14 protein-coding genes are annotated in these 15,581 nt (G+C 44.6%); all 14 read right to left on the reverse strand.

Features of this window, described 5'->3' with window-relative positions; genetic code table 11:
* Window positions 1–50: 50 nt before the first annotated feature.
* Window positions 51–5,570 (reverse strand): tape measure protein, encoded by a 5,520-nt coding sequence (locus JMX82_RS01555; RefSeq protein ID WP_201539074.1) that lies wholly within the window; start codon window positions 5,568–5,570, stop codon window positions 51–53.
* 71 nt (window positions 5,571–5,641) lie between these two features.
* Window positions 5,642–5,935, reverse strand: a complete 294-nt coding sequence (locus JMX82_RS01560) for a hypothetical protein (protein WP_201539075.1) — start codon at window positions 5,933–5,935, stop codon at window positions 5,642–5,644.
* Entirely contained in the window at window positions 5,935–6,192 is a 258-nt protein-coding gene (locus JMX82_RS01565) for a hypothetical protein (RefSeq protein ID WP_201539076.1), read from the reverse strand. The genes JMX82_RS01560 and JMX82_RS01565 overlap by 1 nt, the downstream gene beginning before the upstream one ends.
* 20 nt (window positions 6,193–6,212) lie before the next feature.
* On the reverse strand, window positions 6,213–6,449 hold the full coding sequence (locus JMX82_RS01570; protein WP_201539077.1) for a hypothetical protein: 237 nt from the start codon (window positions 6,447–6,449) through the stop codon (window positions 6,213–6,215).
* Window positions 6,450–6,461: 12 nt separating this feature from the next.
* Window positions 6,462–7,037, reverse strand: coding sequence for a hypothetical protein (locus tag JMX82_RS01575; protein WP_201539078.1), 576 nt, complete (start codon window positions 7,035–7,037; stop codon window positions 6,462–6,464).
* A gap of 53 nt (window positions 7,038–7,090) precedes the next feature.
* Entirely contained in the window at window positions 7,091–7,225 is a 135-nt protein-coding gene (locus JMX82_RS14340; RefSeq protein WP_265089305.1) for a hypothetical protein, read from the reverse strand.
* Between the two features lie 2 nt (window positions 7,226–7,227).
* On the reverse strand, window positions 7,228–7,662 hold the full coding sequence (locus tag JMX82_RS01580) for a hypothetical protein (protein WP_201539079.1): 435 nt from the start codon (window positions 7,660–7,662) through the stop codon (window positions 7,228–7,230).
* The gene (locus JMX82_RS01585; protein ID WP_201539080.1) at window positions 7,659–7,892 is read right to left on the reverse strand and encodes a hypothetical protein; all 234 of its coding nucleotides are present in this window, start codon (window positions 7,890–7,892) and stop codon (window positions 7,659–7,661) included. The genes JMX82_RS01580 and JMX82_RS01585 overlap by 4 nt, the downstream gene beginning before the upstream one ends.
* Window positions 7,892–10,138 (reverse strand): hypothetical protein, encoded by a 2,247-nt coding sequence (locus JMX82_RS01590; RefSeq protein WP_201539081.1) that lies wholly within the window; start codon window positions 10,136–10,138, stop codon window positions 7,892–7,894. Before JMX82_RS01590 ends, JMX82_RS01585 begins: the two co-directional genes overlap by 1 nt.
* Before the next feature lie 13 nt (window positions 10,139–10,151).
* Complete coding sequence (locus tag JMX82_RS01595) at window positions 10,152–10,469, reverse strand: hypothetical protein (protein ID WP_201539082.1); 318 nt, start codon at window positions 10,467–10,469, stop codon at window positions 10,152–10,154.
* Window positions 10,469–11,368, reverse strand: a complete 900-nt coding sequence (locus JMX82_RS01600) for a hypothetical protein (RefSeq protein WP_201539083.1) — start codon at window positions 11,366–11,368, stop codon at window positions 10,469–10,471. Before JMX82_RS01600 ends, JMX82_RS01595 begins: the two co-directional genes overlap by 1 nt.
* Window positions 11,369–11,378: 10 nt before the next feature.
* Window positions 11,379–11,603 (reverse strand): hypothetical protein, encoded by a 225-nt coding sequence (locus JMX82_RS01605; RefSeq protein WP_201539084.1) that lies wholly within the window; start codon window positions 11,601–11,603, stop codon window positions 11,379–11,381.
* Window position 11,604: 1 nt separating this feature from the next.
* On the reverse strand, window positions 11,605–11,949 hold the full coding sequence (locus tag JMX82_RS01610) for a hypothetical protein (RefSeq protein WP_201539085.1): 345 nt from the start codon (window positions 11,947–11,949) through the stop codon (window positions 11,605–11,607).
* Window positions 11,946–15,569, reverse strand: coding sequence for a hypothetical protein (locus tag JMX82_RS01615; RefSeq protein ID WP_201539086.1), 3,624 nt, complete (start codon window positions 15,567–15,569; stop codon window positions 11,946–11,948). Before JMX82_RS01615 ends, JMX82_RS01610 begins: the two co-directional genes overlap by 4 nt.
* Window positions 15,570–15,581 lie beyond the last annotated feature (12 nt).

Consider the following 15,581-nt stretch of genomic DNA (forward strand, 5'->3'; position numbering starts at 1 on the left):
CATTGTCTCTCCTCAAATTTTAGATAATAAAAAACCACTCGAGTGAGTGGCTAGTAACCTGCGATTGCTTTACTGTCTTGTAATTCTTGCATCATGCGCTCAAACATACCTGCTTGCGACTCAGATACACCTACATCTACTGACTTACTTCCTAGTATGAATTCCACCTTGTAAGTCTTAGCGCCAATAGTATTGTTACCTGTATCATAATTTTGCGGTCTGTTTAGATTGCTAACAGCTTGTAGTGCTGAATCAGGCAGCTGGTTAAGACTGGCTTCGTACTTACTGCGCCTTGACTCATCAGTTCTTGCTTTCTCTGCAATCTCAAGCAAATACATTGATGCTGTTTTAAATTTACCTAAGTCAGCATTAGTTAATATTTGCCCATCTTTATAGCCCTGTAGCTCACCAAAGTTGAGAGCGCCGCTATCCTTACCTGATTTTACGTATAACTTACGAGCTTCCTCGGCTGCTCGCTCTGCACTCAGTCCCGCCGATTTTAAAAAGTTTTCAACGCCTGTTTTTGATCCAAACTGATTGCCCTCTGCTGGCGCTTTCTCGGTGCCGTAAATCCGTAAATTTTTAAGCGCCTCATCACCACCAGCTACCGCTTGTGCTTCTTTAACCGCTTTAATCTTTGCTTGCAACTTATCGTAAGCGGATGACGCCTCGTTTGCAGCGCGTACCATGGCATTACCAGCACTGCCTGAGCTGCTAGATATGCCATCGTAAGCTGTACGAATGTTGTTGACTGACGTTGTTACTTTATCGTTTGCCGCCTTAGTCTGACCCATTTTTTCAAATGTGACACGACCCTGTTCATCGACGGCAATCATTACACCGCGCTCAGCTGCCATGCGCTTACTGACAGAATCAATGACACCACCATTGGCCGCAATATTAGCCTTTGCTGTTTTCTCAAACGATTCCTCTAGCTGCTGAGCTGTAGCTTGACCGTCTTTTTTAACGATGTTATAAGCATCGGTGTAAGCACCTGCATCTTTAGCTAGCTCCTCACGAGTCTTTAAACCAAGAAGTCCATAAGCCTCAGTTACACCATTGATACCATCTTTAAGTATGTCTGCCCGATTTTTAACGCCATCAAGACCATCAGCAAGCTCCTTACCAGTGATCTTACCTTCCTTATAAAGCTCGTTCCACTTAACAATCAGGGCTTCAATTTCAACCGTATTACTGGCCTTATCGGACATTGCTGTCAATGAGTCGACGAGTGCACCACCTGCGTCATAACCTGCATTAGTTAAGTCATCAAAACCATCGACAAGCTCATTCAAGCCTTCACTAGATTTAATAAACTCTTTAGATAGACCAATACCAACCGCACCTGCCAATTCGTCAATCTGCTCTTTGGTGCGCGTACTTGCAATGGTAGATTTATCGAGCTGCGTGACTAATATACCGCCTGTTTCGGTTGCTTGTACTGCCAAACCTTCAAGAGAGGCTGTCCGTTGCAGTTCAGCAGTAACAATGCCATTAGTTTTCTTTATCTCCTCGGCTGCGTATTTAGCAAAAACTTCAATGTTTTGCTGTAGTTGCTTGTCAATATTTTCATACTGGGTTTTTGCGATATTGGCACCAAACTCTAACTGCCTGCCTGTTGCTAAACCCTGATTTCCCATTGCTTGAAGTGACAGCAAAATATCGTCAACAGCGCCTTTAGTATTAGCCTTATGTATGGCTTCTGATAATGACAGCTCAATACTTTTACCACTTTCTTTAGCCTTTAAGGCAACCTCTGCAAAGCTCTCACCAACACCTAGATAGCCCTCCTGTATTTTCTTTGCAGAAACAATGGCAACTTCACCCTCTTTACTAATCTCGGCTTGCAACCCTTTACTAGCTAAAAGCAATCGGTCGCTATCGCTAAGGATCATGTCGTTGGCTTTGATTCTATCGCTAACCATTTTGACAAGCTGACCTTCAATTTGCTCGGCTGTGGCGTTGCCGTCCGAAATCATCTTGTCATAGGTTGCTTCCGAATCCGCCGCTATCTCTGCAAAGCGCTCCTTTGCTGTTTTGGCAGCATTAGTAATGGCTTGCGCCCCTGATGACTCCCAATTTAAAACATCCTGCTCAGCACTATCCCAAGTCTCCTTTGACTTTGTTTGCAGCTCATTAGCCATCTCTTTAAAACTGTCAGAGATACCGCCAAAAGTTATGCTTGCGGCAATGTTTGCCAAGTCCGACATAGCGCCATACAGGCTAGCAACGACAAACCCAGCTGCAACTCCGATTGCGCTAAAACCATCCTTAATAAAGCCGATAAAAATATTCAAACCATGAAGTGCTGCAGTTATTAGTCCGACTTGCTCAGCCGCATCAGCAGAACCGCCAGCTATCGTGCTCACTAGGTTGCCAAAAGTGTCGTAAACACCCTTAATGCCCTTTGCGAGCTCAACAACCACTCCGACGGTATTCTGGAAAGCGCCTGTTAATGCAGCGATAAAACTAGGGTCTAAATCTTCAAGGTTATCGCCAATATAGCTTATCGCCTCCGCAAGCTTGGATGTTTGATTGAGAGAACCGTCAATCTCACCAACGAAGTTAAATATTTGGTTTTTAACCACCTGCAAAGAGTTGCCAACCGTGGTTGGTAACGTGCCAAACTCATCGCTAATAGCCTGTGCTTGATCTCGAACCGCACCAATGACAACTTCAGATGTTAGTTTGCCATCACCAGCCATCGCTCGCAATTCTCCGCGAGTCACACCAAGACCGTCAGCCATAGCTTTAGCTAAGCGTGGTGCTTGCTCCATGATTGAGTTAAATTCTTCCCCGCGTACGACGCCTGATTGTAAGCCCTGTATCAACTGAATGATTGCAGCATCAGCACTGGCAGCACTACCACCTGACAGCTTAATGGCCTCGTTGATGGTCTGTGTGACGCTCAGTACCTGCTTTTGTGATAGATTCATAGACTCAGCTGAAGCTGATATTTTGGCAAACAACTCACCTGTTGACTCAACGCTACTAAACGTCTCGTTAGCAAGCTCTTTAACGCCATCAAAACCAGTAACAAATTCTGCACCAGCACCAGTCGCTAACTTGATACGTGCCTCAAGGGTTTTAAAAGCATCCGCCGTTTCGATAATCTCAGCAACACCAATGCCAAGCCCAGCCGCCGCAAGTAACCCTTGTAGGCCACCAAAAGCGCCTCTTAATCTATTAACGTTGTTGCCTAGACCACCCGCACCTTGACTAACCCTGTCTTGCGTGTCATCAAGTCCGTTTAGTTCGCGCTCAAGCCGTCTGATTTGCTCCTCTGTTTGACGGGTCACACGGTCAATCTCAGCAGCAGGGCGACCACTGTTGTTTTGAAAATCCACCAATGAGCGACTGATCTGGTCAATCTCACCGCGTATGGTTTCAGGCACTCTGATGTTTGTCATGCGATAGATAGCATTACGTGCATTATCAGCAGTGCTAGACGCTCTGTTCATAGCGCCTGACAGCTCATTCGCAAGGCTTACACTGGCGCTGCGCGCATCATTCAGCTCTTGTTCTAGACGATTGATGCTAGCTGCTGCCTCGGCAATTTCTTGAGGACTGGCACCAGTGTTATTTAAGCGCTCAGCCGCCAACCTTGCTTCGTCAAGCTCACTACCTAATCGCTGTGCCTCTGCTTGAGCTTGTGCTATATCAGCAGGTGACGCGCTTGTTTGACCTAGGGTTCGTGCCTCTGTTCGAGCCTCGCCTAACTCGTTTTTAAGTGCTGCGACTTTAGCCTTAGCTTCTGCAATTTCAGCAGGACTGGCATTAGTTTCTGATAATCGCTTAACCTCATCACGTGCAGCAGACAACCCACCTTTAAGCTCATTAACTTTAGCTTTTGCCTCAATCAATTCAGCGGGTGAGCCGCTAGTCTGGTTAAGCTGTCTTGCCTCTGTTCGAGCACCTGATAAGTCTTGACTGAGTGCTGCAACTTTAGCGCGTGCTTCAGCAATCTCAGCTGGTGACGCACTTGTCTGGCTTAGCTGTCGCACTTCGTCACGAGTAGCGCCTAATGTAGCTTTAAGTGCCTCAACCTTGGCTTTTGCCTCAGCAATATCCTCTGGACTGGCATTTGATTGACCGAGTAACTTAACCTCGTTTTTAGCATTTACTAAGCTATCGCCAAGCTCATTTACCTTAGCTTTAGCAGAAGCTATATCTTCTGGCGTACCGCGTGTTTGTGATAGTAGCTTGACCTGCTCCTTTGCCTCTGTGATGCTAGATTTTAGGTTGTTGAAATCAGTCTTAGCTTGCGCTATGTCTTCAGGCGCACCTTTGGTTTCGCGCAGACGCTTAACCTCGTCTCGTGTACCTGAGATATAGGCTGTTAGTGCCTTAACTTTATTTTGTGCCTCTTCTATATCTTCGGGGCTTGCTTTGCTATCGCGTAGCAGCTTAACGCTATCCTTGGCCAAGCCAAGCTCGTCTTTTAGGCTTGCAATCTTAATCTTAGCGTTCTCAATATCTTCGGGTGTGCCCTTGGTTTGAGACAGCTCTTTTACTTTTTGCTTGGCAGCGTCAACACTTAAACCTAAATCATTGACACGGTTTTTCGCCTCGGCGATATCCGCAGGTGTGCCAACAGTACGTGATAACTCGGTTACTTTTAGCTTAGCGTCATCAATGCTTGAGCCCAGTAGATCGACTTTCGCTTTGGCTTGTGCGATATCGCTGGGCGTGCCATTGGTACGGCTTAACTGCTCAACCTTTAATCTTGCTGCATTCAGACTGCTACTGACACTATCAATACGCCCCTTAGCCTCGATGATATCAGCAGGAGTACCGTTGGTTCGTGATAGACGCTCAACATTTAATCGAGCCTCATCAACCGCGCTCGATAAGCTATCGATCTTAACTTTAGCTTGTTCGATTTGCTCAGGTGTACCATTAGTTTGCGATAGAGCAAGCACCTTAGCGCGAGCTTCTGCTAAGCTACTACCTAGATTGTCAACCTTGCCTTTAGCGCTGTCTATATCTTCAGGCGTGCCTCTGGTCTGTGACATCTGCGTCACTTTTTGCCTAGCTTCATCAAGACTATCGCCCAATGTATCAACTTTGGCTTTCGCTGCTTCAATCTGTGCCGGTGTACCATTAGTTTGCGATAACTGCTCAACCTTTAATCTTGCTGCTGCAACACTATCGCCAAGCGTATTTACCTTAGCTGCCGCTTCTGCCAATTGTGCTGGAGTAGCAGGTGTATTACCAAGTCTTTGCGCTTCTGACCGTGCAACTTCAAGCTGTCGAGCCAAGCGAGTAACTTGCAATGCTGACGCTTGCATTGCTGCCTCAACTTGCTCACCTGATAGATTAGCTCCTGCACCCATCTGGCGTAGTTGGTCTGCTGTGGCGCGTATCTCGGCTGTCAGTCTGTCCGCACTAACATTATTAAGCCCTGATAGCATGGTTGATGCTCGCTGGGTATCAGTATTCATCTGATCAACATTGCGCTTTACAGACTGAGCGTAATCAGTAAACTTGTCGCGTGCTTGATTGACACCTTGATTAAACTTCTCGTTTAATAGTCTAAGCTGTACGCTAAAATCTAAATCACCTGCCATATGGCGTACCTCAAATTGTGGGCATAAAAAAAGCCCACTAATTAAAGTGAGCTTGTTAAGTTATTCGTTATTTATTTAAAAGCGCTAGCCCTATCGGGTTTTGGCAGTTTGCTGTTTTTAATATGCCGCTCATTAATGTGGTAGCGGTTCAAACTATCACAATCAATAAAAACGACTGGCGTTTTGCCTGCTTTGCTTTTATTATCCGATAGCCCAGCATGGATCATAACTTCGTTTGGTGCTTTTCTGCCAACCAAGTGCACAGCTTTATCTAGTAAGTTGTTAATGCGCTCAAAGCCGTCATCACCCCAAACTTCATGAGCTTTTGGCCATTGTTCGGGCGTCATGTAATTTATATCAATCATTACATCAATTCCTTTATATTATGCTCTGCATAAAGCCATGTATTTAGTATTAAGCCGCCACTCTTACTAAAGTCATGGTCATTAAATTCTGCCAGACGTTCTTTTCTGATACTATCTACATACTTACTAAGATACGAGATTAGAAAAGCACGCACTCTGCCGTTTAGATCATCACCTAATGCAAAACACTCTATAACATCCATAACTGGCGAGTATTCGTCTCTCGTATCTTCCACGGTTAATACAGCAACTTTCATTACTCACCCTTTCTTTTAATTTAAAACCAGTTTCCAGCCTTTTTATCTTCTATCATTTCTTTTCCGCACTGACTACAGATCCATGAGCCGCTACCGCCACGCTTCATAAGAAGCATGGCAAGCAGCCAAAGTCCACCTGTAAACAGCACCAAGATAATATGCATTATCCAATTTCGACTTTCAGTGTTGCGATAAAACAAGGTGTTACGTTGCTCGCGTGGGCAAAATATGAGCTGCTGTTCTACTTTGCTAACCATGTCATTACTCGCTTAAAACTTCATTTGATTAACATCATAACCGCGCAAATCAAAGTTGGCATTGAACGGCTCAGACAGCCCAATAACAGGTAGTCTTACGATAGCTCTATTTGATGTCGTAAATTTATTGAACAACTGACTTGCTGTGAAATCATTAACCGGTACGATAACACCATCAATACTATTACGCATCTCATAGCTCGCTTGATTACCGTCAAAATTCATACTTACTCTGCATGATGGTGTGCACGATAAGTTTGAATTCACAAAAATCACTACTGAGCTAGTTACAGCTCCACTACTGCTTTTGCGCTTTTCGAGCTCAATCCAAGGTGTATGTTTTACATTGCTAAACTGGGGATCGTAAAAGAAATTAAGCGCATAATTATTTGCTCTCAATGAAAATATGCCCCCACTATTACCTGTAGATGAATACTGCCACCGTGTTTTTTCGCCAGCATCTGGATTATTGGGCTGAGTAACTGTATTCCCAATACCGCCGCCAGGTCTAGCAGCATCAATAGTGTCATACCCACCGCCACACCCACTAATTACCAATGCCAGACTTACAGCTAATAGCTTTTTCATAATCATCACCAAAATAGTATTTACTCAATTTTAGTTGATTAAGCATTGTTACGCTAGTCTTTCATAAACTCCTTCCAACCTTTTACATCAGCTTGCGATACTCGCATTGCAATAGCCATATCTTTGATACTTTGCTGCTTATCTTTAGCCAGTGCTTTAGATAAGCCCCACCATTCGCCAAACACCATATCTAAGATGTCTCGCTCTCTGAGTCCGATTTTGTAGAATGGTAATAAGCTGTCGTACCAAGTAACGCTAGCTGCGCCCCCAGTTGCTTTAGGGGTATGAAAATCTGACGCATAAAAAAATCGCCACTATGGGCGACGACCTCCTGCATGACAGTGAGCATCTCTAACGGTTCTAGCTCTCTATAAAAGCTCGGCGGCTGGTCTGTCAGTGTTGAGGCTAAGATAACTGTTTCATCTGTAAACGTGCCGATAAGCCCCATCAGCTCACTCTCTGGCATACCTTTTTTGGCTTTCACAATGCGCTCAAACTCAGCAACAAACGGCGTAAATGCTCGCGTCACTTCGTGCAAGTTTTTGACTTTGACGCGATTGATTGCAATCTCTTGCCCTGCCACTTTGATAGTTTTAACGCTATCGTCTTTTTTAATATCTGTCATACGTCAATCTCTGTATAAGTTAAATTAGGCGCTTGCGCTACAATCTGACCGTCTCTGATAAAGACTTTGGACTGCAGCTCGTAAGCCATGTTTGATTGCACAATCGTGTTGCCCCCGCCCTGCATCGTTACGGTATAGTTTGAGCCTTGCCTATCAATAACAGTTGCAAGCTGCTTAGCGCCTTGCTCAGTGATGCCTTTAAACAGCTGCCATAAGTTGCCGCTAGCCATTAGACAATCTCCTTATCGAAATGACGCTCAACATCGATAGACTGGTCAATCTCTAACGCTCGATTGCTCGATAGACGACCTGTGATAGTCGTGCCTCTAACCATACCAACCCATGATTCACCATCATTAACACCAATCAAGGTTGATGGTTTTAACACGCCTACATCGGCAACTAGCGGCATCGAGATACCAATGTTACCAATATCGCCCGTGTCACTTAATATCATCTTGCCTCGGCTAATAGCGGCTGCTTGGTCGGTCATTAAGTCGCTTGTGACCATAGGCGGCTGATAACCTCCGCTTGTGCCTGTGCGCTTGATTAGAGCGCCGATGCCGTTATCATTCTCACCGTATATTGTCACCCCATTATAAGCGGGCTTATTAACACGGCCACGGCTGCGACTGGTGATAAGTGACATTGACAAGTTAATGCTAGGCGTTTGCGCCGCCCACTCCCAACTTGGTATTGGATAATGTGCCAATACGTGCAAAACATCAGCACTCATATCCGCATTGATAAAGCCACCCGCTGCCTCAGCTATCCACTGCAAACTATTGATAGGCGTTTTGCCTGTGTAGCTGTAAGTGTTGGCTGGCACATTCCAACCGTTTACCCCCGCTAGCTGCCAGTCCAGCGTAAAACCTGACGCTACGCCATTGCGGTTTAGCTCGCTTTCTGCTATCTGTCTGGCGCTCATTGCTGTGCTGAATTTATACCCTCGTTGAGCTGCGTAAGGATTAGCTAATAGCATAGCGCGTGACTTACCTTTGATTGTTAGCGAGCTTTCACCAAATGACACACTATCATCACAGCTATCAAGTACAAATCGCCATAGATTGCCGTTACAAGTAAAGTTAACACCGATACGCTGCTCATGTGCCGTATCGACTTTTGAAAGCTCTGATAGCGGCACCGTCGCACTAAATGACCATGTATAACTATTGCTATCAATGCCCACGCTAAAGCCCAGTAGCTTAATCTCACGCCCATCATCTGAGCGCGTTAATGACACACTGTTTGTCACAAATATGACTCCTTTGCCATAGGCGCTGTCTTTTTCGTCAGCTAGTAGGTTGAGCCATGCAATAGCGTTAAGTGTTGTTTGTGCGTTTACCGCCATGCCTGACGCTTTACCAAATACCTTTGGTTTGCATGTAACAATATCAAGCGTAGGATTAACGCCTAATGTTTTGCGCTTGCACGGTCTGTTAGGCAGTGCATCAGCTTCAATAGCTGATAGCATTAATACGCCGCGAGGCATCGTCATTGGTAGAGGTATGTTGCTAGATAAGCCTTTATCCGCGATACGCCGTGTCATCAGTAGTGGTAACTCATCACTATAAACATAGTGCCTTAAATCACCTGAGCCACATTCCCAGCTATAAATTATTTGCTGTTTAAGTATGACTGTCTGTGATAAATCGGGTGCGATATATCTAAGTTTTGAGAATGGTAGTCTTGCAGCTTCAATTAAAAAGTCAGTGCGAGTATTTAACAGATAGCCGTATTCATTATATGAGCTAAGTTTATCTGTTAATAACTTACTATTTTCGCCATTTATAACTCGCTCAATTTGACGCTTAGACATTGCTTCAAAGCCATACCACTGGCCTTGACCGACTAACTTTGATTGCTCGTAATCAAACCGCTTTTGCTGGGCTATAAATATCTGATGCTCAGCACCTTGCTGGTTGCTTGTACCAATAAGTGCTGATTGCTCAAACAATAATTGACTGCCTGATATTAACTTTTCGTTGCTCTCAAACTGGGCTTCATTATCAGTACCAACCAACCTTGACTGCTGCCAATCAGTGTTGATATTATTATCTAACTTCTTGTTGCTCTCAAATTTTCCTTGCCTACTAACGCCTTGTAGTTTTGATTGCTGAATACTGCCTGATACATCGCCTATAATACCTCGAAACACATTAGCATCATAACTTGCGACTATGCTTGCAGTGGCGCTTAGATCGCAATATGCGGTGACCGATACATTAACCTCAATCTTGTCTGCTACCGCGCTAACTGACGCAATAGGTGTTATGTTGGCTATTGCACTAACAATTACATTTACATCATCACTAGGGGCTGTAATCTCGCCATCGACTGTGCCTAGTTGCCGCGACATACCCAAAGGCAGCGTATTGGATGGCGGTTGGTCGCTTATTGGCTTAGATAGTGGTAACGGCAAGCTGTCTGACGTGACATAGATAATTGGATTTGTATTGCTAGATGGGCTTGCCATTTATCACCTCAATTTATTGCCATGATGCCCATAATGCTTTTTGGTTGCTAAATGATAAATCGTCTAGCGGTTTGACGTAATCCCATGCAAACGGCTCAAGCTCTCGCTTATAATCACGTACCATCACGACATACTCTTTATCGGGATTTAGCCCTAAGAATATATAATGACCGTTGTTTAAGGACGTGACTACCTGCTCAACTGCCATCGTCTGAGCGTTTAGCAGCCATATTTTACGCGACGCAGGGCTACCCCTTACTGTAACGATGCCATCATTAGCCCCTGCTATATATGCCACGCCATCGGCGGTATTGTAATTGCGTAAAAGCATTAGTAACTCCACTTATCAGTAGCAACACAAAAATTAGTAGCGAGCGATGGGTTTGTGCTGAATGTCATAATATCTGACACATAATCGCCCATATCTATATTTTGCGTAGTAAAGTTATCCCGAGTAGCGCCATTTGACACAACAGTTAGACCGGGGATTTGGTACGCATTATTGCCTGCAAACGTCAACAATGGCGATAGAATACGGTCTTGTGTGCGCGCAGTATGCCCATCGAAAAAACTCTCTAGCTCGGCGTTATACACAACACCTGTGCTGTCTAATAGTTTGCCCGCAATGTATGATTCTGGTATTTTATCGACCTCCCCATACCTGTTATAACCGAAAATATCTCGATAATCACCATCATTGTAACTACCGCCAGTATGTTGCAAAAATACCGCTCTGACTCCTATTGAGTTACGCATGGTATCGCCTGCAAAAAAGAACGCGCCCGACTTACTTAGCAAATCCGACGTATCCAAAAAAAATCCTTGCTCACAAAAGAACCAAACGCTGCGAGGAGATGCTACAAGCAGCCATTTGCCACTAGAGAAGCCTTGTGTATACTTAAAACGTTGAGCGCAGTTTAGCTTTAAGTTGCCAGTATTTGCATTGGTCATATTTTGGTATATCCTTGCGTCAACTTGTCGCCCGTTATCTGACGCCATACGCAAGTAAAAGTCAGTTTCAGCACCAATCTGCGGTCGAAAAACCTTTACCCCACTTGCCTCAAACGGCATCGTCCAACCCGCGCTAGGCTTTGCCCCATAACCCACAACCAAACATGCTTTAAATATTTCGGCAGCGCCATTTGCGGCTGTCTTTTTAAGCTCCGGTGCCCCAACATCGTCCCATTTATACATTTTAACTGGCACAGTCTCTGGCGATAACAACGCCATGTCGATCTCCTTAAATTTGTACTACCAACTCATAAGGGCCATGACTGATAGGCTCACACCCATCAGCAACGTAAGTAACCCCTGCTATTGTATTGTTGTGATATTCAAACGACCAATTCCCAGCTTTATCAGGTATTGATTTATCCAAGCACTTGCCGTCTTTCCATCTAAATATCAGCACGTAATCAATCGCTGTGCCGTCATAGCGTTTTGCCCTGCCATTAATAACAGCCATATCAAATGCCTATTTGTAGTGATGTAATGCTCACGAAGCCGCCCTGATAGACTTGTGATTTATCAAGTGTAATCTCTGTGGCAACGTCTAGCGTAGCAATGAGCGCACCGCTTGCATCTAATATCTTAGCGTCTGTTAAGACTCCCGATGATACCGCCAAAACTCTAGGCGGTATCTTAAAAACCATTACAGCGTTAGCAATAGATGCCTCAGATGGATTGGTCAGCGCAAATTCAGCCGCCAACGTTGCGCCCACATAAAGCGATAATACCGAATTAGTGCCGACATTCAATCTATCGGCAATACCTTGCAAAGCGGCGTTTTTAGCATCAACACTTAATATCATGGCGCACCTCGCTCACGGTCAATATTGGCATGATAGCCAATGGTAAAGTCATAATTATCTTTGCTTGAGCCTTGATGTTGCTGTATCGCATTGCCAATCCATACCGGATATTTAGGCGCATCTGTATTGATACGAACCACGTTGTTAGTTGACCAACCAAGACCCCACGCGGCAATAGGTATTGTAAAATAAGGATAACCCGTCATAGGGTTGATAGGCGCTGTTATCGTAGTCGTTGACCCTGAGCCGATTTGACCAACTGTTTGACCTATGATGTTGAATGATGTTTGACTGGTAAATACTAGCGCCCACCGCTCAGTAATTGCATCACGATTTGTCACCACTATGGGGTTATTAGTGATTTGCAACTGTGATGTTGCTTTGTCACCAATCAACGTATCACTAAATATTTTATTCCATGAGTTTTGACTAAAAACATTAAACACTCGTGCTTGCATATCCCCTGCCAATAGCATTGAGCTAAAGACGGCTGCTGTGCTGTAATCATGAGTGATCGGCGTTGATAGCGTCACACGACCCGATATATCGGTTTCAATCACTAGCGCAATATCCATGATTCGATATTTGGCAGTCAATGGCGCTGTGTATAGCGATATGTCAAACAAGCCATTAAGTTGTAAAGTGCCCGCATCTAAGTCAATATCTAGCTCGTCATAGCTGACTTTCTTACCTGTGCTATCGACTACATTTACATCGGATAAACGCTCAAACCCTAAGTTAAAAGTATCATTAGCGGCATTGGTTGGTAGCTGCATCGTCTTTAATTCAGTAATCGCTATGCTGTCACCTTTGCGGACAAACGGCACACGACCATCAGTAGGCAAGCGCACCGGATCAAGTCCGATAAGCTCTTTATCTAACGGCAAGTAGCTGTAAGCAATCGCGTTATAACGGATTGAGTCAGGTTTAACGTATATCGGTTTATTGATATAATTTGTACCGCCGTCCATATAAATATTTGCCGAGTCATACCACGGCTGATTAACTATATCGGGATTGGCTGTTACTCCCAGTTTTTCGTAAAAATACAGCGCAACAACACCCGCTTTAAAATCAACTGTTCCGTGAGTATAAGTGCTGCCCGTGATACCGCCTTGCGCGTCAGTCGATAATGACAATATCGTACCGTCTGCAAGCTCAGCACTGATTTGTAATGAGGCTTTTTTAAGCGGCGCAACTGGTGTTCTGAAAATAATATTAGCAAGTGGCACTGGGTCGTTTTCGCGTAACATTGATTTAAGGCTGACCGTATTGGCTTGCCCTGCTTGCCAAGTCGTTAATGCGATAACCCCTGAGTTAATATTAATCGTGCCAACCGCATTAGCGCCATTTTTAACATTGCCATTGTCATCACGCAAACTCTGACCAAGTACATCGATAAAGACCGAGCCATTAACTACTGGCGTATCTGAAGCTTGCGGTGGGGCTATAAGCAACTTATTGGCAGTCATGCTTATTGTTGCCGATTCAGTCGTACCGCCAACCGTCGCAACGCCACTAACATTTGCTGTTTCGATAAATAACAACTCATCAATAGTCTTGGTAGAAAACAACGGGCTTTTATTGATACCGCCAACCATAACCACATCCGTAACTGTCTTTTTGCGCGCAACTTTGATAGAAAAATCTACTTTACCCGTTGCTTTATTGACACTACTGCTTACTAGCGTTGGTTGCCAGTCATCGCCTGAGCTACTTGCGTAAGGAAACCAAGACATTGCGGTAGCATCAATAACTGTATTACCTGCATACTGTGCCGAGCTTTGATAACTAGGATAATAAACACGTTCTACAACCAGCTTGGCGCCACTTTGCTCTACTCCAAAACTAATCATAACTTGAGGGCTTTGCTTATCACTAAGCGTAACTCTAAAATCCAAACTCTCAATAGCGCTTGCAAGATCGATACTGCCTGTAAAAACACCGCTGTCATTTTGCAGCGAATAGTTGGCGTCAATCGCTGTAGTCATCGAATCCAACACTTTGTTATAAGTCACCGTAAACACAGTATCTTTGGCAACCGTTTCTTTTGGCGCAATACGTAATTCATTGGCATCAAACGTACCTGTTGCATCGCCTGTAATAATGCCATTAGTCATAGTCGCTGTTTTGCCGGTTGCCCATGTAATAGTTATATTGCCAACCACTTTATCAGTAAGAATTGCCGAGTGATAAGCTGGCAATAATGCTTGAGCGCCATACTTAACCGTATCTAAATCCACGCCAAAAGAGTAAATAATATAGCTGGCAGCATCAGGTATGGCTGCCGTTGTGAGAAGCACGGTTTTGCCTTGCACTGTGCCACGTCCGTTGCCATCATCATCAATCAGATTGCCGCGCCCGTCATCGTGTACGAGGTAATTATTACCGTCTACTGTGTAAGTAATTTTAAGGCTGTTAGGCACTGGCTCAGCACCAAGCTCGCGAACATAGTTATAACCTGCGTTGTCACCAACGATTTGATAATCAGTTTGTGCCACTCGAGTAAACTCTGACGCAGGCTTATAGCTACCTGTTACCGTTGTTTGCCCAAGATTTAAGACGCTATACCATGTGATCTGACCAACGCCATATTTGATAGACGCATACGCCAAGCCAGTGCTATCAATTAACTGACCATCTCTATCAGTTAGCGATCGACCACCTACCGCAATACTAAGCGTGCCGACTGCGATACCTGACGGCAGACTAAACGCTGTATTAGTCGCAACATTGACCGACTGATTGATAGCAATCACACCATCACCACGCGCTTGAGTAGCGACTTGGTTGGCTGGATCGCGCTGTAAAATTGGCGTTTCTACTTGTGTACTTGGCACGACCTGAGTGTAAATAGAGTTAAGTTTTACCTGACGCGATTGCATAGCTACTACTGGCTCAGCTAAGCGACTTGCACTGTAATACTTAGCAGCATCAGCAACACGAGCCTCACGCAAGATAGCGCGTCTGTTTGTACTAGCGTTTTGGTAAAAATCAGGTACGGTTAAACCGTTGAATGTCTTTGTTAAAGTATCACCAAATTCAATAGTCGCTATGATACGTGTTACTGTTTCGCTCACTGTACGCTGGAAACGACGCTCGATAATATCAACCTTTAAAGGGCGAATGTACTGATAAAACTCGTCTGACTGACCTTCGTTTTGAACGATAACCAATGGCTGTCCGACTGCTGGTATCTGATCGCCTTTATCAAGTGATACCTGAATAACGCGCTGCCCTGCTAGCTGAGTTTCTAAGATATGCCCTGCCCATTTGCTGCCAAACGCAAGATAGCTCTCAATCTTGTTTTGAGCATCAACTCGTCTATCCGCAAAGCTGCTTGCTTTAAATGCAAACACGCTTATGTTTGGGTTCTCTGGCAATTCAGTGAATAGCATACGCGGTGCTTGCAATAGATCAGCATTAGCGGTCTTAACTGCAAGCGATACTTTACGCAGACGCACACGACCGATAAGACGGTCAATATCCGACACATCGGGAAATAAGTTATTTGATACCCCGTCAATGACGGCAATGCCCGTTGGTAATCCGCCACCATCAGGCGTATCAGCCATGATTTCAGACTTTAGTATCTCTAAATCGTTTTGAGTAATGGGCATTGTTGTCATCCG

It is taken from the genome of Psychrobacter sp. 1044 (assembly GCF_904846525.1).
Classification (GTDB): Bacteria; Pseudomonadota; Gammaproteobacteria; order Pseudomonadales; family Moraxellaceae; genus Psychrobacter.

Coding starts and splice junctions, on each gene's coding strand:
- JMX82_RS01555 (WP_201539074.1), bottom strand. CDS start 5,570: ATGGCAGGTGATTTAGATTTTAGCGTACAGCTTAGACTATTAAACGAG.
- JMX82_RS01560 (WP_201539075.1), bottom strand. CDS start 5,935: ATGATTGATATAAATTACATGACGCCCGAACAATGGCCAAAAGCTCAT.
- JMX82_RS01565 (WP_201539076.1), bottom strand. CDS start 6,192: ATGAAAGTTGCTGTATTAACCGTGGAAGATACGAGAGACGAATACTCG.
- JMX82_RS01570 (WP_201539077.1), bottom strand. CDS start 6,449: ATGGTTAGCAAAGTAGAACAGCAGCTCATATTTTGCCCACGCGAGCAA.
- JMX82_RS01575 (WP_201539078.1), bottom strand. CDS start 7,037: ATGAAAAAGCTATTAGCTGTAAGTCTGGCATTGGTAATTAGTGGGTGT.
- JMX82_RS14340 (WP_265089305.1), bottom strand. CDS start 7,225: ATGGTGTTTGGCGAATGGTGGGGCTTATCTAAAGCACTGGCTAAAGAT.
- JMX82_RS01580 (WP_201539079.1), bottom strand. CDS start 7,662: ATGACAGATATTAAAAAAGACGATAGCGTTAAAACTATCAAAGTGGCA.
- JMX82_RS01585 (WP_201539080.1), bottom strand. CDS start 7,892: ATGGCTAGCGGCAACTTATGGCAGCTGTTTAAAGGCATCACTGAGCAA.
- JMX82_RS01590 (WP_201539081.1), bottom strand. CDS start 10,138: ATGGCAAGCCCATCTAGCAATACAAATCCAATTATCTATGTCACGTCA.
- JMX82_RS01595 (WP_201539082.1), bottom strand. CDS start 10,469: ATGCTTTTACGCAATTACAATACCGCCGATGGCGTGGCATATATAGCA.
- JMX82_RS01600 (WP_201539083.1), bottom strand. CDS start 11,368: ATGGCGTTGTTATCGCCAGAGACTGTGCCAGTTAAAATGTATAAATGG.
- JMX82_RS01605 (WP_201539084.1), bottom strand. CDS start 11,603: ATGGCTGTTATTAATGGCAGGGCAAAACGCTATGACGGCACAGCGATT.
- JMX82_RS01610 (WP_201539085.1), bottom strand. CDS start 11,949: ATGATATTAAGTGTTGATGCTAAAAACGCCGCTTTGCAAGGTATTGCC.
- JMX82_RS01615 (WP_201539086.1), bottom strand. CDS start 15,569: ATGCCCATTACTCAAAACGATTTAGAGATACTAAAGTCTGAAATCATG.